The organism is Pseudomonas sp. MDT1-17, assembly GCF_054898105.1.
Genome location: NZ_JBUBVM010000001.1, coordinates 3,179,926 through 3,198,967 on the forward strand (window position 1 = coordinate 3,179,926; position 19,042 = coordinate 3,198,967).

Annotated in this window: 13 protein-coding genes and 1 riboswitch; of the genes, 5 read left to right on the plus strand and 8 right to left on the minus strand. The window is 59.3% G+C overall.

What is annotated here, in order from left to right; genetic code table 11:
- Positions 1-130 precede the first annotated feature (130 nt).
- Both sohB and ACYZTX_RS14755 read left to right on the plus strand, forming a co-directional pair.
- Positions 131-1,153 (plus strand): protease SohB, encoded by a 1,023-nt coding sequence (gene sohB / locus ACYZTX_RS14750; protein WP_462034667.1) that lies wholly within the window; start codon positions 131-133, stop codon positions 1,151-1,153.
- A 189-nt stretch (positions 1,154-1,342) separates the two neighbouring features.
- Positions 1,343-5,266, plus strand: coding sequence for a leucine-rich repeat domain-containing protein (locus tag ACYZTX_RS14755; RefSeq protein WP_462034668.1), 3,924 nt, complete (start codon positions 1,343-1,345; stop codon positions 5,264-5,266).
- A gap of 51 nt (positions 5,267-5,317) precedes the next feature.
- Here ACYZTX_RS14755 and ACYZTX_RS14760 read toward each other — a convergent pair whose 3' ends face one another.
- Positions 5,318-5,812, minus strand: a complete 495-nt coding sequence (locus ACYZTX_RS14760; protein ID WP_462034669.1) for a DUF934 domain-containing protein — start codon at positions 5,810-5,812, stop codon at positions 5,318-5,320.
- A complete protein-coding gene (locus ACYZTX_RS14765) occupies positions 5,796-7,454 on the minus strand; it encodes a nitrite/sulfite reductase (RefSeq protein WP_462034670.1) in 1,659 nt (552 codons plus the stop codon). The genes ACYZTX_RS14760 and ACYZTX_RS14765 overlap by 17 nt, the downstream gene beginning before the upstream one ends.
- Before the next feature lie 523 nt (positions 7,455-7,977).
- Here ACYZTX_RS14765 and ACYZTX_RS14770 point away from each other — a divergent pair.
- Entirely contained in the window at positions 7,978-9,051 is a 1,074-nt protein-coding gene (locus ACYZTX_RS14770; RefSeq protein WP_462034671.1) for an ABC transporter substrate-binding protein, read from the plus strand.
- Here ACYZTX_RS14770 and ACYZTX_RS14775 read toward each other — a convergent pair.
- A complete protein-coding gene (locus tag ACYZTX_RS14775; RefSeq protein WP_462034672.1) occupies positions 9,048-9,266 on the minus strand; it encodes a DUF2970 domain-containing protein in 219 nt (72 codons plus the stop codon). The two genes, ACYZTX_RS14770 and ACYZTX_RS14775, sit on opposite strands and share 4 nt — an antisense overlap.
- Positions 9,267-9,394: 128 nt before the next feature.
- Positions 9,395-13,105 carry a methionine synthase gene (gene metH / locus ACYZTX_RS14780; RefSeq protein WP_462034673.1) on the minus strand — a complete coding sequence of 1,237 codons (3,711 nt, stop codon included), beginning with the start codon at positions 13,103-13,105 and terminating at the stop codon, positions 9,395-9,397.
- Positions 13,106-13,258: 153 nt separating this feature from the next.
- Here metH and ACYZTX_RS14785 point away from each other — a divergent pair, with 153 nt between their 5' ends.
- Positions 13,259-15,556, plus strand: coding sequence for a fatty acid cis/trans isomerase (locus ACYZTX_RS14785; protein ID WP_462034674.1), 2,298 nt, complete (start codon positions 13,259-13,261; stop codon positions 15,554-15,556).
- A gap of 108 nt (positions 15,557-15,664) precedes the next feature.
- Positions 15,665-16,249, plus strand: a complete 585-nt coding sequence (gene nfuA, locus ACYZTX_RS14790; RefSeq protein WP_046048486.1) for a Fe-S biogenesis protein NfuA — start codon at positions 15,665-15,667, stop codon at positions 16,247-16,249.
- A 147-nt stretch (positions 16,250-16,396) separates the two neighbouring features.
- On the opposite strand, the gene cobM is transcribed toward nfuA, so the two are convergent.
- From cobM to ACYZTX_RS14810, 4 genes are all read right to left on the minus strand, one after another.
- Positions 16,397-17,143: a precorrin-4 C(11)-methyltransferase gene (cobM, locus tag ACYZTX_RS14795; protein ID WP_462034675.1), complete on the minus strand. Its 747-nt coding sequence runs from the start codon at positions 17,141-17,143 to the stop codon at positions 16,397-16,399.
- Between the two features lie 83 nt (positions 17,144-17,226).
- Positions 17,227-17,640: a cobalamin biosynthesis protein gene (locus ACYZTX_RS14800; RefSeq protein WP_462034676.1), complete on the minus strand. Its 414-nt coding sequence runs from the start codon at positions 17,638-17,640 to the stop codon at positions 17,227-17,229.
- A complete protein-coding gene (locus tag ACYZTX_RS14805; RefSeq protein WP_462034677.1) occupies positions 17,637-18,344 on the minus strand; it encodes a CbtA family protein in 708 nt (235 codons plus the stop codon). Before ACYZTX_RS14805 ends, ACYZTX_RS14800 begins: the two co-directional genes overlap by 4 nt.
- A gap of 11 nt (positions 18,345-18,355) precedes the next feature.
- Positions 18,356-18,559, minus strand: a complete 204-nt coding sequence (locus ACYZTX_RS14810; protein WP_462034678.1) for a CbtB domain-containing protein — start codon at positions 18,557-18,559, stop codon at positions 18,356-18,358.
- Positions 18,560-18,679: 120 nt separating this feature from the next.
- A riboswitch (cobalamin riboswitch) is annotated at positions 18,680-18,908 on the minus strand.
- Positions 18,909-19,042 lie beyond the last annotated feature (134 nt).

Here is a 19,042-nt window from a genome sequence, read left to right on the forward strand (position 1 = left end):
TACGCTTGTTTGAAATGCCTGTTGCAGGCCTGTTGCCAAAGGTTTCACGGCTGGCCGCCGAGCCGGTGCATGGGTATGCTGGAGGTATCCCGCGCGCGTTTTTGCAGCGCATCGTATTAAAGGAGTCCCTGTGGAGTTTTTTGCCGAGTACGCAGTTTTTCTGGCTAAGACCGTGACACTGGTGATCGCCATTCTGGTGGTCCTGGCCAGTTTCGCGGCGTTGCGCAGCAAAGGTCGGCGCAAGTCGGTCGGCCAGTTGCAAGTCAGCAAACTCAATGATTTCTACAAAGGGCTGCGCGATCGCCTGGAGCAAACCTTGCTCGACAAGGACCAACTCAAGGCGCTGCGCAAGGTCGAGGCTAAAACCGAGAAAAAGCAAAAGAAAAAACCTGAAGCCAAACCTCGGGTATTCGTGCTGGATTTCGACGGCGACATCAAGGCGTCGGCCACTGAAAGCCTGCGCCATGAAATCACCGCGCTGCTGACCCTTGCCACGCCCAAGGATGAAGTGGTGCTGCGTCTGGAAAGCGGCGGCGGCATGGTTCACAGCTACGGTCTGGCGTCCTCGCAACTGGCGCGTATCCGTGATGCCGGTGTGCCGTTGACCGTGTGCATCGACAAGGTCGCGGCCAGCGGCGGCTACATGATGGCGTGCATCGGCGAGAAGATCATCAGTGCGCCGTTCGCCATTCTCGGCTCGATCGGCGTCGTGGCGCAGTTGCCTAACGTCAACCGCCTGCTGAAAAAGCACGACATCGACTTCGAAGTGCTGACCGCCGGCGAATACAAGCGCACGCTGACGGTGTTTGGCGAAAACACCGAGAAGGGCCGCGAGAAGTTCCAGGAAGACCTGGACATCACTCACCAGTTGTTCAAGAACTTCGTCTCGCGCTATCGCCCGCAACTGGCCATCGACGAGGTGGCCACCGGTGAAATCTGGCTTGGCGTCACGGCGCTGGACAAGCAACTGGTGGACGAGCTCAAGACCAGCGACGAGTATCTCGCCGAACGGGCGAAAAAATCCGAGCTTTATCACCTGCATTACGCCGAGCGTAAAAGCCTGCAGGAGCGCATCGGCATGGCGGCCAGCGGCTCGGTCGATCGCGTATTGCTGAGCTGGTGGAGCCGGTTGACTCAACAACGCTTCTGGTAAAGCTTCACTTCGCGTCCGTAAACAAATGAAACCGTGGCGTGCGCCGCGGTTTTTTTGCCTGTCATCTTCGAATTACCCACTGCCCTCAACCATCAGCGAATTCTCCTAAGTGCGCTGACGATCCTTCCTGCTGCCGATCCAAAAATAGCGGTTTATGGTGCTATTCCCTATGTTTGCAATGGAATGCATATGAATGATCACTTGCGTGACAATGTTACTGCGCCGAGTTCGCCCGTCCTGCCGATGCGTGAAGAACTGAAGTCGACAGTGAACACAGCGCTGCCGCAATCTCCCGAACAGTTCGGTGCACAGTTGATCAAGGAAAAGTGGGGGCCGGGCATTGAGCCGCAGACGACTTTGTTGGTAACGCTCGACTACAACTACCATGGGCATCCCTATCAGGACGGTAGCCAGCAAGGTCGGGTGGCAAACTCGCAGACACTGTTACAGGCGCTGCTGTCCAACTATCAGACCGTCGGCGACGGTCGTTTCGGCGAAACCGCATTCGGCCTGTATACACCACCCGATGTCGGCCCTTGCGTTCGCATCGTGGCCAATGTCGATGAGTTCGCCTACCAGGGCAGCGGCAACCACGAAACCTACGAAGGCATCTACCGTCAGACTGTGCCACAAGCCTTCGGCCCCACCACGCAAATCGCCCTCAGGCCAGCCGATTTCAAGCGGTGGGTGTGGACACTGGGTCTGCAGACTCGCTTTCAGGCTTATCTCGATCATGCCTGGCCCGCTGATGAGCGGATCTTGCAGGCCGAACCGTACCCGCTGAGAACGTCGGTCAAGGCAGCTTTTGTCATGAGTGCCTGCCTGCAATATCAGGAAGGCAGTCTGAGCCAGGAAGGCCTGGCGCTGGCGATGCAGGCCGGCGGATTGCCGGCGGATCAAACCTGGGGTGCGTTGACCACCACCGATCTGCAAGCCCCGACCCGCGCCAGTGTGCAGGTCGAGGCCAGTCGCCTGACGATCTATCGCTACACCTCGTCCGATATCTGGTGTTTTCGCCACCGCGCCGGCACCAGGATTTTGCTGTACGTCCCGGCGAATTCCTCGCCGTTACATGAGTTCCTCGACGTCCATCACTTGCATGAATGGGTCGTTACGCAAGCCAAGGGGGCCGACACCAAACAAGCCTTGGCCGCACACTTTGCCGAGGAGGACCGTGAGGATGGCACCTTTCATGCGGGTGTCTTGACTGCATTGGAGGGCATGGTGATCTACCCGAGAAAGCACAGGCTGACAAAGAACGCCGGTTTCTTTAACGATGACGGCTATTGGGAGCCGCAGGACTACATCGACTTTGAGCGTGCGTCTGCCGCAGTCGACCCGTTTGCGCAACTGGTGTTGACCATGAAGTGGGCGGCCATGGCCAGCGTCAAAGCCATCCGTGACGATGCTCAGGTCAATCGAGACAATCTGAGTGCGGTAGTCGAACCGCTGGTGCGGTGGATCAACCAGTTTGGTCCGTTGGCACTGTTTGTTCCCGGTGGCGAGGGCTTGTTGGCGCTGGCCGGGCTCATCGATGCCGGCTATGGCATCAATCAGGCAGTCAACGGCCAAACCGCCGAAAAACGTTCCGAAGGCGTGACGCGCACTGTGTTCGGCTTGCTCAACGCGCTACCGTTGGCCGGGGCTGTCGCGGCTCTCAAGGGCGAAGGCACAAGCGCGGGCAGCGTGGCTGAAACACTCCACGAATCCTCGGAGCCCGTCAGCGAACCAAGCAGCGAGCTTCTGCCCGACGCAACGTCTCTCCTCCCGCCCGGGCAGGCGCCGACGTCGATGCTGACACGGTTGGAGCTGATTCGTGGTGTGTGCGCCCCGTTTGCTACGTTCAGCGATGAGGTGCTGAGCCAAATCGCCAGAATCAGTACCGTCGACGACGACATGTTGCGCCTGATGCAAGTCGGGCGTGCGCCGACTCCGCTACTGGTCGACACCATCAGCCGATTCAAGCTCGATCAGGAGCTTGAATCGATTGCCGACCCGGCAGCGCGAGCGCAATTGTTCAATACCCGCTATCAGGCACTCCAGCAGTCGAAGCACGAATGGGTTCGGTTGTTTCAACGGGAGTATCCCGGTTTGCCGAAAACCGTCGTGGAGCAGATCCTGGACCGTTCAGGCGTCGAAATCGGCCGGTCGGTCGATGCTGTCGAAGCGCTTAAGGTGTTCAAGCGCATGGACGGCAAGGCCCGACAGTATCAAGGCCACGTAAGGCTCAATCGCGCCTATGAGAGTCTTTATTTGCACTCGATCGATCACACCGAATCTGACATCCTGGCCCTGCATTCACTCGGGCGTTTACCCGGTTGGCCCTGGCGCGTACGAATCGAAGTGCTTGAGGGTTCGATCAGTGGCCGGGTACTGGATCGTTGTGGTCCGCTCGACTCCGCGGACTGCCGTCGGTTGATCAAGACTGGCAATCGCTATCGAAATTCTGCAGCGGCGGATACCACCACCGCAGAGTCGGATTTGTTTTGCGCGCTACTCGGTGCGTTGTCTGCCGAGGAGCGCGAGGCGTTGTCTTTGCGCTCGCTGGATCAGGCTTACGAGTTACGGCTTCGACTCGGTGAGCGGGCAATCCCGCGTTCCGAGCTGATGCTTGGGTTGGAGCGGATGGATAGCGGATTGCCTTTCGAATCCCGGGGTTTGCGCGGCGGCGGATTTCCGCACACCCCGCAAGCTGCGGCGCTGACCCATGAAGTGATGCGGTTGCAGGTCAAGGATCTTTATCCGGATTTCACCAACGCCCAAGCCGATGACGTGCTTCGAACGGCGGGCGTCGGGGCTCAGGCGCTTCTGGACAGTCTGAAGTTACAGTTGCAGCAATTGCGCATCGATCTGCGCTACTGGGTCGATCAGTCGTTGCTGGATGTCGATGATATGGATTTGGACTTCCTCGCCCTGGGCGAGGAAGACGCTGCCGGCATGAACGCTCAACAAGTGGCGGTGCACAATGTTGAAGTGTTGCAGCATGCGATTAATTACGAACGCCAGACACGCAATGAACTGGCCGACGAATTGATCGCCATCTGGCAAAAGCGTTCGGCTCACACTGGTCGCGTCCTTTCCGGCGAGGGGGTGGCCGGCTACAAACTCGATCTGGATTTTGAGGATTATCACCGGTTGCCGGTGATGAATGTCCGTTTCGACGAAGTCATCGAGCTGTCGATGCACGGATTGCACCTGATCGAGCGCGAGAGCCTGAATGCGTTTCTGGAGAGTTTCCCGAACCTGCATTCTCTGAATCTGAAAAATGTCGACCTGCGCCGCCTCAACGCCGCTGGCGTGCTGGAGGGTGAGCTGCCCCCGACGATTCGGCGAATGAACCGACTCGAAACACTGAATCTCAACGCCACGTTTCTAGCGTTCAAAGAGGACACCGCCGGGCATTTGTGCGATCTGCTCAGTTTGCAAACGCTGGACCTGAGTGATAACCCGTTGGCCGTCCCGCCTGTGGTCCTGGGCTTGAACGAATTGCGCGTTCTGAACCTGAGAAACACCGGTATTACCCGATGCCCGGTTGGCATTGCCAATGACCCGTATTTGACTTCGCTGGATTTGCGCGACAACCGGATCACTCGGGTTCCCGACGCGATACTGAATCAGGCTGTCGCCAAGGATCGGGTACGGCTTTGGGGCAACCCGCTCACGGATGAGGAGACGCTGATACGACTGGTCGAACATCGGGAGCGCACCGGCATCAATCTCTGGTTGAGCGAGCCGGGCGTTGATTATGGCAGCGCGATACCGTGGCTGGAGGACGGCGATGAGCTATTGCGCACAACCCGACGGGAGATCTGGCAACGGTTGGCGGCAAAACCCTCGGGTGGTGTGTTTCTGCGGGTCATGGACAGATTGAGCCTGACGGCGGATTTCCGCGTTGGTTACTGGTTGCTGCAAGCCCGGGTATGGCGATTGCTGCGTGAAGCGGATGTTTCAGAGGAGTTGTGGGGCTGGCTGCGTCAGCGTGTCGAAACGACGCTGGCCGACGCGGAGAATCCATTCAGGCTGTTCACCGCTCTGGAAGATCGGGTGCGCCTTTACAGCAACTGGGTGGCCATGGGACGGCCAATTGCGCTAGGGGAGCATCCAGTGCCTTGACAGGAGGGGAGAACGCCTTGAACTTCCGGAGGGAGGCTCAAGGCATCACGATCAACGGCGACGGAACAGCGGCAGCGGTTCGTCGGTGGCGGCCTGATAGGTCACCGAGAAGTCCTTGAGACTTTCCAGGGCTTCATACGGGTCTTTATCGGCGCGCAATGCAAAGGCGTCGAACCCGCAGCGACGCAGGTAAAACAGTTGGTCGCGCAGCACATCGCCGATCGCCCGCAGTTCGCCTTTGAAACCATAACGGTCACGCAGCAGACGAGCGTTGGAATAGTTGCGACCGTCGGTGAAGGCAGGGAAATTCAAGGCGATCACCTTGAAGTCTGCCACGTCTTCACCGATTTCTTCGGCTTCTTCGTCAGCATCCAGCCATACACCCAAACCGCCGTCGCGGGCCTTGAGCATACGGCTGTGTTCGCGCCACAGCTGCAGCGGGACGATCAGGTCGTCGCAGTTGCTGATTTCGTCGATGTTGAAATCCTTGGGCAGCAAGTGCCAGGTTTCGTCGACGACCTCGTTGTTCTTAATTATTCGCTGCATAGACGCGCTCCTTGAAGAGGTCGATACCAATACGCTGATAGGTGTCGATGAAACGCTCGTCTTCGGTACGTTGTTCGATGTACACGTCGATCAGCTTTTCGATCACATCAGGCATGACGTCCTGGGCGAAGGACGGGCCGAGAATTTTACCCAGGCTGGCGTCGCGACTTCCGCTGCCACCCAGGGAAACCTGGTAGAACTCTTCGCCTTTCTTGTCCACCCCGAGGATGCCGATGTGGCCGACGTGGTGGTGACCACAGGCGTTCATGCAGCCGGAGATATTCAGGTCCAGCTCGCCGATATCGAACAGGTAATCCAGGTCTTCGAAACGACGCTGGATCGATTCGGCAATCGGGATCGACTTGGCGTTGGCCAGGGAGCAGAAGTCGCCGCCCGGGCAGCAAATGATGTCGGTCAGCAAGCCGATGTTCGGCGTGGCGAAACCTTGCTCACGCAACTCGCCCCACATCGCGAACAACTGGCTTTGTTCAACGTCGGCCAGAATGATGTTCTGCTCGTGAGAGGTGCGCAGCTGACCGAAGCTGTAACGATCGGCCAGGTCGGCAACGCCATCGAGCTGCTTGTCGGTGATGTCGCCCGGTGCAACACCGGTCGGTTTCAGGGACAGGGTCACGGCCACATAACCCGGCTTTTTGTGGGCCAGGGTATTGCGGGTGCGCCAGCGCGAGAAACCAGGATGCTGCTTGTCCAGTTCGGCCAGTTCAGCGGTCTGGTTGTCCAGAGCCTTATAGTCCGGGTCGACGAAATGTTTGGCGACGCGATGCACTTCGGCGTCGGTCAACGTGGTCTGGCCACCGCGAAGGTGTTCCATTTCCGCGTCGACTTTTTGCGCGAAGACTTCAGGTGTCAGGGCCTTGACCAGAATCTTGATTCGCGCCTTGTACTTGTTGTCACGACGGCCGTAGCGGTTGTAGACCCGCAGGATGGCGTCGAGGTAGCTCAACAGGTCTTGCCACGGCAGGAATTCATTAATGAACGCACCCACCACCGGTGTACGGCCGAGGCCACCACCGACCAGCACACGGAAACCCAGTTCGCCAGCGGCGTTGTGCACCGGCTCAAGGCCGATGTCATGGACTTCGATGGCTGCACGGTCGGAAGTCGAACCGTTGATGGCGATCTTGAACTTGCGCGGCAAGTAAGCGAATTCCGGGTGGAACGTGGTCCACTGGCGGACGATCTCGCACCATGGGCGCGGATCGATCAACTCGTCGGCAGCGACACCGGCGAACTGGTCGGTGGTGACGTTGCGCAGGCAGTTGCCGCTGGTCTGGATCGCGTGCATCTGCACGGTAGCCAGTTCGGCAAGGATGTCCGGAATGTCCTCCAGCGCCGGCCAGTTGAACTGTACATTCTGCCGGGTGCTGATGTGGGCATAGCCCTTGTCATAGTCACGGGCAATCCTGGCCATCATTCGCGTCTGGCGCGAAGTGAGTTGGCCGTAAGGCACCGCCACCCGCAACATCGGCGCGAAGCGCTGGATATAAAGGCCATTTTGCAGGCGCAGGGGGCGGAATTCTTCTTCGCTCAGTTCGCCTGCCAGATAGCGTCGGGTCTGATCACGGAACTGCTTGACGCGGTCCTCGATGATCCGCTGATCGTACTCGTCGTATACGTACATATAAGTCCTGTTCTCAGGCTTGGGCCGGTCGGATCCAGTTGCGTTTGACGCCTGGAAGTCTCCGATACTGCTTCGGCAATTCTGCGCGCACGGCCGCGCACTCCCAACGGAGCCGGGGCAAGATACCAGTTTGCAGTTATGCGCAAAAGTGATGTTTGAGTATATGTAAAGAACCAAAACGACTAATGAGGAGCAATACGGTAAAACCCACATTTGTGGTGCGGGCAATCATCGTCTTAACTGTGCTCGAGTCTTTATGCAATCACCGATAAAACCGACAAGAGGCGATGCAATGAGCAACCCTACCAAAACGTCTAAACCCGATAGCACGGTCGATGCTTGGGCCATTCTGTTCCTGATCATTCTGGTCGTGGGCACCGCGGTATTTTGGGTCAACCATCAATAACCGACCCCGCCCGGGCCCGATTCCGACGATTGCCGGACAATACACCGAATAAACGCCGTTTTCCGGGACTTCGCTGGCTATACTGCCCGGCGAATTGCCGAGGGGCCCGGACGATCAATGTTGAAGTTTTTCTACGCATTCCTGCTGATGTTCGGCGCGGTTTACGGACCCGGTGCGCGCGCGGAATCGGTGCTGTTTCTGAATCCCGGGAACACTGACGAAGCGTTCTGGGTCAGCTATTCGCAATTCATGCAGGCGGCAGCCACGGACCTGGGCATAGACCTGCGAATTCTCTATTCCCGGCGCATGCCTGAGCTCACGCTGGCGCAAGCCCGCCTGGCGCTGCAGGGTGACAATCGTCCGGACTATCTGGTTTTCGTCAACGAACAGTACGTCGCCCCGCAAATCCTGCGTCTGGCCGAGGGCAGCGGGGTGAAGTTGTTTATGGTCAACGCTTCGTTGACGGCCAATCAGCTGAGTCTGCTGGGGGATCGCTCTGATCGGTTGGGCAGCCTGGTGCCCAACGATGAGGAGGGCGGCTACCTGATGCTCAAGGAACTTATTCGCCAGCATCGGCCCGCGGCACCCGGTCAGGTCATCGAGTTGCTGGCGTTTTCCGGCCTGAAGATCACACCGTCGGCGCAACTGCGCGAGCAAGGCATGATGCGGGCCTTGGCCGAGCACCCTGAAGTGCGCTTGCGCCAATTGGTTTATAGCGGCTGGACCCGGGATCGGGCGTATGAACAGGCGACGCTGCTGTTCCGGCGTTACCCGAAGGTCTCGCTGGTGTGGTCAGCCAATGACGAAATGGCGTTTGGCGCCATGCAGGCGTTTTCGGAGGCGGGTGGGGTGCCCGGCAAGGATGCGTTGTTCAGTGCGGTCAACACCTCGCCAGCAGCGTTGCAGTCGACGGTCGACGGACGCATAAGCGTGTTGTTGGGTGGGCACTTCACGTTGGGTGGCTGGGCACTGGTGGAGTTGCATGACCTTGATCAGGGCGTGGATCTGCGCCAGTACGGCGGCCGTGACCGGCAGATCCCGTTGTTGCAGCTGATCGACAAGGCACAGGCCAAGCGATTGCTGGCCATGGGGGCATCACCGGATTACGGTGTGAACTTCCGTCGTCTTTCAGCCAAGGGCCGGCCGACGTCGTATCGCTATCCGTTCAGCCTGCAAACCTTGATGCGCTAAATCCCGGCCAGGTGCACTATCAGTTGCACGATGCCGAACAGGGTCAGGGCGAACACCGCGGTGAACACAATCCCCAGAATCACGAAATGACTCGGCTTGCCGTGCGCAAAGTCCCGGGCCCGGTTCTTCCCGCTTTGCACCCCGAACGCCGCGGCCATGATGCTGTGCAGCATCTGCCAGAACGTCGGCGGTTTGTTGTCGACTGGATCGTCCATAAACCCCTCGTCACCCATGTGTGAGAGCTAAGCATAGACAATTTGCGGCATGCACAAACCAAATGTGGGAGCGAGCTTGCTCCCACAGGGGATCTCTGTTGGCCACAGTATTGTGGCCAGGAGACTGCTTAGTTGTCGTAACCGAGGTTCGGCGCCAACCACCGCTCGGTCACGCTCAACTCCTGACCCTTGCGCGACGTGTAGCTCTGCACCTGATCCTTGTCGATCTTGCCCACGGCGAAATACTGCGCCTGCGGGTGAGCGAAGTACCAACCGCTGACCGCTGCCGCCGGGAACATGGCGTAGTGCTCGGTGAGGAACACGCCGCTGCGGCCCGCTTTCATTTCCGCGGCTTCAGGGTCCAACAACTTGAACAGCGCGGATTTCTCGGTGTGATCCGGGCAGGCCGGGTAGCCCGGGGCAGGGCGGATGCCGGTGTATTGCTCTTTGATCAACGCCTCGTTGTCGAGCGTTTCGTCCTTCGCGTAGCCCCAATGCTCTTTACGCACTTGCTGGTGCAACCACTCGGCGCACGCCTCGGCCAAACGGTCGGCCAGGGCCTTGACCATGATCGAGTTGTAGTCGTCGCCCGCGTCCTGATAAGCCTTGGCCACTTCTTCTGCACCGATCCCGGCGGTGGTGATGAAACCACCCACGTAGTCGGTGAGTTCGCTGTCCTTCGGGGCCACGAAATCGGCCAGGGAGAAGTTCGGCTTGCCGTCGGTCTTGATGATCTGCTGACGCAGGTGATGCAGCTTGGCAATCGGCTTGCCGTCATCGCCATAGACTTCAATGTCATCTTCACGCACCTGGTTGGCCGGCCAGAAGCCGAACACCGCGCGGGCGCTGATGAGTTTCTCGTCGATCAGTTTGGCCAGCATTTCCTGGGCGTCGGCGTACAACGCGGTGGCGGCTTCACCGACCACTTCATCCGTGAGGATGCGCGGGAATTTACCGGCCAGGTCCCAGGAGATAAAGAACGGCGTCCAGTCGATGTATTCGGCCAAAACCTTCAGGTCGATGTTCTCTAGTACCTTGGCACCGGTGAACGTCGGCTTGACCGGCTCATACGTGCTCCAGTCGAACTGTGGCTTCTTGGCGATGGCCGCCGGGTAGCTCAGGCGTTCCGTGCGGGCGCTGCGGTTGGCGGTGCGCTCGCGGACTTCGATGTATTCCAGGCGAGTTTTCTCGATGAAGGCCGGCTTCAATTCCTTGGACAGCAACTGTGTCGCCACGCCCACGGCGCGCGAGGCGTCGGTGACGTAGATCACCGCGTCGTTGCTGTACTTGGGCTCGATCTTCACCGCCGTGTGCGCCTTGGAGGTGGTCGCGCCACCGATCATCAGTGGCAGATGGAAGTCCTGACGCTGCATCTCACGGGCCACGTGGACCATTTCATCCAGCGAGGGTGTGATCAGGCCGGACAGGCCGATGATGTCGCACTTCTGCTCCTTGGCCACTTGCAGGATTTTCTCGGCCGGCACCATCACGCCAAGGTCCACGATGTCGTAGCCGTTACAGCCCAGCACCACGCCGACGATGTTCTTGCCGATGTCGTGCACGTCACCCTTGACCGTGGCCATGAGGATCTTGCCCTTGGCTTCCGGCTTGTCGCCTTTTTCCAGTTCGATGAACGGGATCAAGTGGGCCACGGCCTGCTTCATCACACGGGCGGATTTCACCACCTGCGGCAGGAACATTTTGCCGGCACCGAACAGGTCGCCAACGATGTTCATACCGGACATCAGCGGGCCTTCGATCACTTCGATCGGCCGGGTGAACGACTGACGGGATTCTTCGGTGTCTTCAACAATATGCGTGGTGATGCCCTTGACCAGTGCATGCTCCAGACGCTTGTTGACGGGCCAGCCGCGCCACTCTTCGGTCTCGGCTTCCTTGACGCTGCCATCGCCCTTGTACTTGTCGGCGATGGCGAGGAGGGCGTCGGTGCCTTCCGGCGTGCGGTTGAGCACCACGTCTTCCACGGCGTCACGCAGTTCGGCCGGAATCTGGTCGTAGATCTCCAGTTGGCCGGCGTTGACGATACCCATGGTCAGGCCGTTGCGAATCGCATACAGCAGGAACACCGAGTGAATCGCCTCGCGTACCGGGTTGTTGCCGCGGAACGAGAACGACACATTGGACACGCCGCCCGAGGTCAGCGCGTACGGCAGTTCGTCACGGATGTAGGCGCAGGCATTGATGAAGTCCACAGCGTAGTTGTTGTGTTCTTCGATGCCGGTGGCGATGGCGAAAATGTTCGGGTCGAAGATGATGTCTTCCGGCGGGAAGCCGACTTCGTTGACCAGAATGTCGTAGGAGCGTTTGCAGATTTCTTTCTTGCGCGCTTCAGTGTCGGCCTGACCGGCCTCGTCAAAGGCCATCACCACGACTGCGGCGCCGTAGCGTTTGCACAGTTTGGCGTGATGAATGAATTGCTCGACGCCTTCCTTCATGCTGATCGAGTTGACGATGCCTTTGCCCTGAATGCACTTGAGGCCGGCTTCGATCACTTCCCACTTGGAGGAGTCGATCATGATCGGGACGCGGGAGATGTCCGGTTCGCCGGCAATCAGATTGAGGAAGGTCACCATGGCCTTCTTCGAATCGAGCATCCCTTCGTCCATGTTGATGTCGATCACCTGGGCGCCGGCTTCGACCTGTTGCAGGGCGACTTCCAGGGCTTCGGTGTAGTTGTCTTCACGGATCAAACGGGCAAATTTGGCGGAGCCGGTGATGTTGGTCCGCTCACCGACGTTGATGAACAACGAGTTGCGATCGATGGTGAACGGCTCCAGGCCCGAGAGGCGGCAGGCCTTGGGAATGTCCGGAATCTCGCGCGGTGCGTAACCGGCCACGGCTTTGGCGATGGCTTCGATGTGGCCCGGCGTGGTGCCACAGCAGCCGCCGACGATGTTGAGGAAGCCGCTTTGGGCAAACTCTTCGATGACCTTGGCCGTTTCTGACGGCAGTTCGTCGTACTCGCCGAATTCGTTCGGCAGGCCGGCGTTCGGGTGCGCCGACACGTGGGTGCTGGCCTTGTTCGACAGCTCTTCCAGGTAAGGGCGCAGTTCGCTGGCACCGAGGGCGCAGTTCAGGCCGACCGAGATCGGTTTGGCGTGAGCCACTGAGTTCCAGAAGGCTTCGGTGGTCTGGCCGGAGAGCGTACGGCCGGAGGCGTCGGTGATGGTGCCGGAAATCATGATCGGCAATTCGATGCCCAACTCCTCGAACACCCCTTGCACGGCGAAGATCGCGGCTTTGGCGTTCAAGGTGTCGAAAATGGTTTCGATCAGGATCAGGTCGGCGCCGCCTTCGATCAGGCCTTTGGTGGCCTCGGTGTAGTTTTCCACCAGTTCATCGAAGGTCACGTTGCGGTAGCCGGGGTTGTTCACGTCCGGCGACAGCGAGCAGGTGCGGCTGGTCGGCCCGATTACGCCGGCGACGAAGCGCGGCTTGTCCGGGGTTTCCAGGGTCTTGGCGTCTGCCACCTTGCGCGCCAGCCGAGCGCCTTCTACGTTTAACTCGTACGCCAGGCCTTGCATGCCGTAGTCAGCCAGGGAAACCTGGGTGGCGTTGAAGGTGTTGGTTTCCAGAATGTCGGCGCCGGCATCCAGGTACGCTTTTTCGATGGCGCCAATCACGTCCGGGCGCGTCAGGATCAACAGGTCGTTGTTGCCCTTGACGTCACTTGGCCAGTCGGCGAAACGTTTGCCCCGGTAATCCTGCTCCTCGAGCTTGTAGCTCTGGATCATCGTGCCCATGCCGCCATCGAGAATCAGGATGCGCTCTTTGAGGGCGTGCTTGAGAGCTTGAAGGCGAACACTGCGATCGGACATTTGGACTACTCGGAAAGACCATGACGAAGGGGCGGGATAATAGCAAACCTGCGTGGTTTTAGAGCATGCCCCGGTTTTGCATGAATATCGCTCATGTTGGTGTGGGGGACAGACCGGTAGAATCGCGCGCTTTTCATGATTGGGACCAGGGACATGTCGAATCGCGTCATCACCAGCCTGTTTATGCTGCTTTTAAGCTGGGATGCCATCGCGCAAGGTCCGGCGATTTCCTCTGCGATTTCCTACAGCCGCGACATCCAGCCGATCTTCACCGAAAAGTGTGTGGCCTGCCACGCCTGCTATGACGCCGCCTGTCAGCTCAATCTGGGCAGTGGGGAAGGGGCTGCTCGGGGCGCGACCAAGATCCCGGTCTACGACGGCGAACGCAGCCAGGCTGCCGCGCCGACCCGGCTGTTTTATGACGCTTTCGGTAAACGCGCCTGGCAGCAAAAGGACTTCTATTCGGTGCTCGACGCTCAAGGCAGCCAAGCGTCGCTGATGGCGCGGATGCTGGAGCAGGGCCACAAAACCCCATTGCAACCCAACGCCAAGTTGCCGGAAAACATCGTCCTTGGCCTGAATCGGCAGAACCTCTGCGCCATGCCGGCCGAGTTCGACGGCTACGCCCATTCACACCCCAAAGAGGGCATGCCGCTGGCGGTCACCGGCCTGACCGACCAGCAATACCAGACGCTGCAACGCTGGCTGGAGTCCGGCGCGCCGATTGACGAGCAAGGCCTTGTGCCGAGCGCCAAAGAAGCGTTGCAGGTGGTGCAGTGGGAAAACCTGCTCAACGCACCGGGCGCGCGACAGAGCCTGGTGGGGCGTTGGTTGTTCGAGCATTGGTTTCTCGCTCATCTCTATTTCAAGGACGGCGAGCCGGGGCATTTCTTTCAGTGGGTACGTTCACGCACGCCGACCGGCCAGCCGATCGATCTGATCAACACACGCCGCCCGAATGACGATCCGGGTACTCGGGTGTATTACCGCTTGTGGCCGGTGCAAGGCGTGATTGTGCAAAAGACCCACATCACCTACCCGTTGAGCGCGGCGAAGATGGCGCGGACCAAAAGCCTCTTCTATAACGGCAAATGGCAGGTCAATGCCTTGCCGGGCTATGGGCCGGATCGTCGGGCTAATCCGTTCACTACGTTCGAGGCGATCCCGGCCCAGGCGCGTTATCAGTTCATGCTCGATAACGCCGAATACTTCGTGCGCACCTTCATTCGCGGCCCGGTGTGCCGCGGTCAGATCGCCACCGACGTGATCCGCGATAACTTCTGGGCAATGTTCCAGGCGCCTGAGCACGACCTCTACATCATCGATCCGAACTACCGCGGTCAGGCCACGCCGCTGCTGGCGATGCCGGGGCAGAACGATGACGTCGGCAGTGTCCTGAGTCTGTGGCATGACTACCGCAACAAGCGTAACGAGTACGAGGCGCTGCGCCGTGACAGATACGCCGAGCAGCCTGCGCCGAGCTGGTCGACCTTGTGGGCGGGCAACGATAACGCGCTGCTGAGCATTTTTCGGCATTTCGACAGTGCCTCGGTGAACAAGGGCCTGATCGGTGACGTGCCGCAAACGATGTGGCTGTTCGACTTCCCGCTGCTGGAGCGCACTTATTATCAGTTGGCGGTCAATTTCGACGTGTTCGGCAACGTCTCCCATCAGGCGCAAACGCGCCTGTACTTCGACTTGATTCGCAACGGCGCCGAGCAAAACTTCCTGCGTCTGATGCCCGCCGAATCGCGGGATGATTACCTCGACGATTGGTACCAGAGCGGCGGGAAATTCAAGATGTGGATGGACTACGAGTCCATCGATAACGACAAAGAGACGGCGCTGGTGCTGGACGAAAAGGACCCAAAACGCGATTTCGCCATGCAGTTGCTGGCCCGCTACGGCGACCTCAACGCCAAGCCTGATCCGATCAACCGGTGTGATGGCGCTTATTGCTCGCGGCCGAACATCGATCCGGCATTGCAAAGCGCCGAGCAGGCCTTGAGCCGCCTGACGTCGCGTCCGGCGGCTGGGTTGAGGGTCATTGATCAGTTGCCGGAAGCGACCCTGCTGCGCATCGAAACCCAGAGCGGCAAACGCGAGGTTTACAGCCTGCTGCGCAACCGCGCGCACAGTAACGTGGCGTTCCTGCTCGGTGAATCGCTGCGGTATCAGCCAGGGCTCGACACCGTGACTATTTACCCGGGCGTGCTCAGCAGCTATCCGAACTTCATGTTCAACATCCCGGCGGAGCAAGTGCCTGAGTTCGTGGATGAGATGGAAAACGCCAAGGACGTCAATCGCTTCGAAAAAATCGTCGAGCGTTGGGGCATTCGCCGCAGCCATCCGCAGTTCTGGTTCTACTTCCATGACTTGAGCCGGTTCGTCCACGAGACCGATCCGGTGGAAGAGGGCGTGCTGGACATGAACCGGTACGAGAATCTTTGATACACCTCGACCCTTGCAGGAACGTCGAATCTTTCCCGACAAAAATACTAGGACTTTGTGCGGCGCGATGATTGGCGTAAACTGCGCCCAAGCCTGCGAGGAGTTTCCATGACCGCTATTACCATCACCGACGCCGCCCACGATTATCTGGCTGATCTGCTCTCCAAGCAGAACACCCCAGGCATTGGCATCCGCGTCTTTATCACCCAGCCTGGCACTCAGTACGCCGAAACCTGCATTGCTTACTGCAAGCCGGGCGAAGAAAAACCTGAAGACACGGCGCTGGGGCTGAAAAGCTTCACCGCTTACATCGACTCGTTCAGCGAAGCCTTTCTGGACGATGCTGTAGTCGACTACGCCACCGACCGCATGGGCGGCCAGCTGACCATCAAGGCGCCAAACGCCAAAGTCCCGATGGTCAATGCCGACAGCCCGATCAACGAGCGCATCAACTACTACCTGCAAACCGAGATCAACCCGGGGCTGGCCAGTCACGGCGGTCAGGTCAGCCTGATCGATGTGGTCGAAGACGGCATCGCCGTACTCAAGTTCGGCGGCGGTTGCCAAGGCTGCGGCCAGGCTGACGTCACCCTTCGCGAAGGCATCGAGCGCACCTTGCTCGAGCGCATTCCCGAGCTCAAGGGTGTTCGTGACGTCACCGACCACACGCAGAAAGAAAACGCCTACTACTAAGTAAGGTGTTCGCTGCAGAAACGAAAAAAACGGCGTCCGTGAGTGCCGTTTTTTTTCGCGTGAAATTCACTGACGCCTTCGCGAGCAGGCTCGCTCCCACAGTTGGTCGCATTCCAATGTGGGAGCGAGCCTGCTCGCGAAGGGGCCCTATGGGCGATACAAATGCGCATGCCCCGCGCGGTACAGCGATGACTCACTGAAGTGATCGCTACCCAACACTCGGCCCACCAAAATCAACGCCGTGCGCCGAAACCCCTTGGCTTCAACCTTCGCGGCAATGTCTTCAAGCGTCCCCACTACCCAATCCTGATCCGGCCAGGTCGCCCGGTGAATCACCGCAATCGGGCAGTCCGCGCCGTAATGCGGCAGCAATTCAACCAGGATTTTCTCCAGATGATTGACCCCCAGATGAATCGCCATGGTCGCCCCGTGCTGCGCCAGGCTGCCCAGCGCTTCGCCCGCGGGCATGGCGGTCTTGTCGGCGTAGCGGGTCAGGATCACGCTTTGCGACACATCGGGTAATGTCAGTTCGGCGCCCAACAGTGCCGCGCAGGCCGCCGTGGCCGTCACGCCGGGAATGATTTCAAACGGGATGTCGAGTTCGCGCAGGTAGCGAATCTGCTCGCCAATGGCACCGTAAAGACTCGGATCGCCGGAATGCACCCGGGCCACGTCCTGGCCATTGGCATGGGCGGTCTTGATCAGCTCGATGATCTGTTCCAGATGCAGTTCGGCGCTGTTGACCACGTGTTCGGCGCGATGGCCTTCCAACACGGCGGCAGGCACCAGGGAGCCGGCGTAGATGATCACCGGGCAGCTGCGAATCAGCCGTTGGCCTTTTACGGTGATCAGTTCCGGGTCGCCGGGACCTGCGCCAATGAAGTAAACGGTCATCGTCGGTTCCTGTGAAAAAAAGGGGCAGGGCAAGGCTTCAGATGAAGATTGCTCATGATCGAAAGCGGGGATTATCGGGGATTTTAGGCGACGCAGGCCAATGCCAAGGTGGCCTGGGCATATTTTTGTCGTGAGATCAGCAATTTTGCCGGCGCCTGGGCCAACTGTTCGGCCAAGGCCAGGGCGGCACTTTCCGCGACGCCGTAGCAGCCGGTGCGTTCGAACGCGATGTCCGAGCGGTGGCTGAGCTGCGGTTGATAGCCGGCCAGTTGTTCGCTGCTGAAGTACTTCAGTGGCAGTGCGAGTTGTGCGGCCAATTCGATCAAACCAGGTTCTTCGCGCTTCAGGTCGATGCTGGCCAGCGCCTTGATCTGGTGAAGTTCGATTTTATGAGCCTGTAACGCCTGATCGAGCAGCGCCCGCAACGTGCTGACGGGGCAGCCGCGCTGGCAGCCCAGACCGACCACCAGGGTCGGCGCTGTGCTGGTGTCAGTCATGCGTGGTATTGGCCATCGCTTTTGCGGCGGAACAACCAGGCACTGATCAGGCCCAGGGCCAGCCAGAACGCGACGTTGGTCAGCTGCGAAGCGATTTCGAACTGAGCTTCCAAGGCTTCTGGAGCCAGCATCGAGTGGACTTCCGGTTGTGGTGCGCCGATCACGTGAGGAACGGCCAGAATGGCCACGCCGAGCACTTTCATCAACCAGTGGCGGCTGAACACGATCAATGCGATGCCGACTGCAGTGGAGGCGGCAGTGCTGATCCACCAGATCTGCCGTTGCGCCAAATCAGCAGCGGCAGTGCCTGGTAGCTCAGGCGGCAGACCGAGGGTAGGTGCCAGCACGAACGTCGCATAACCGGCCAGGCCCCAGAGCAGGCCTTGGGACGTGCGAGTCGGTGCGCGCAAGGTGTAAAGACCGGCGAGCATCAGGGCGAAACCGACCGCTACCACCAGGTTGCCACCCGTGGTCGACAGCACGCGCTGCCAACCGTCTTCCGGCTCCCAGGCTTGGGCATCGTGAGTGTGAGCGGCGACAGCACCCGAGGCGTGTTCGTGAAGTTCAACAGCGGCGGGCTCGGATTTTTCGTAAGTCTCGGCCTGCAGAATCAGCGGCGCCACCCAGAAACTTTGCAGCAGGGTCAGCAACAGGGCGGCCAGCAGCCCGGTGAACCCTGCGGTTTGCGCAATACGCTTGATCATGTCGACAGGTCTCAATGGCACGGGAATGCAGAGCTGTGGCGGGTATCGTGCGCGGCATTGTGCACCGCTTCGATGTGCGAGAAACCGGCGAAATACACCAGGCACGCACCAAGGATCGACGCACACACAGCGGCGGTCAGGCGCTGAGTCAGGGTCGTGGTGGTGCTGGCGGAGCTCTTATCGGTGTTGCTGCCGGTGCTGCTGATGATCGACATGGCGCTTCCCTCTGGTCTGTCAGTGGGTGAATTAGAGCGCATGGGAGACCCTGCGAGTCGGGCGCGCAGAGGTTCAAACAGCGCCCGCCCACCGCGGGTTTGTTATTCAGTGATCGTAATGGTCACTTTGTGTTGCGGGCCGGTCTCCGGGCTCACGAGGGGCGCTGGCTTTCGCCTTGACCTGCAAGCATCACCTTCCCATGCCGAACGACTGGCACAGTGGATCTGACGCTTCGCTCGCTTACCGTTGCGGGGGCAGCACCGGACTGACATGGCTTTAGAGTAAAGCACATGATTCACCGGTTTCCCGTTTCACCCTGTGAAGGGCACCCGTAACAAAGTGCGTAGGAGAGCATGGGCGGGGGTTGGGCGTCAATTGGCAAGGGTTCTCACTTGGAACCGAAAGATGATTGGCTCTTTGTAGGAGCTGCCGAAGGCTGCGATCTTTTGATCTTGTTTTTTAAAATCAAAAGATCGCAGCCT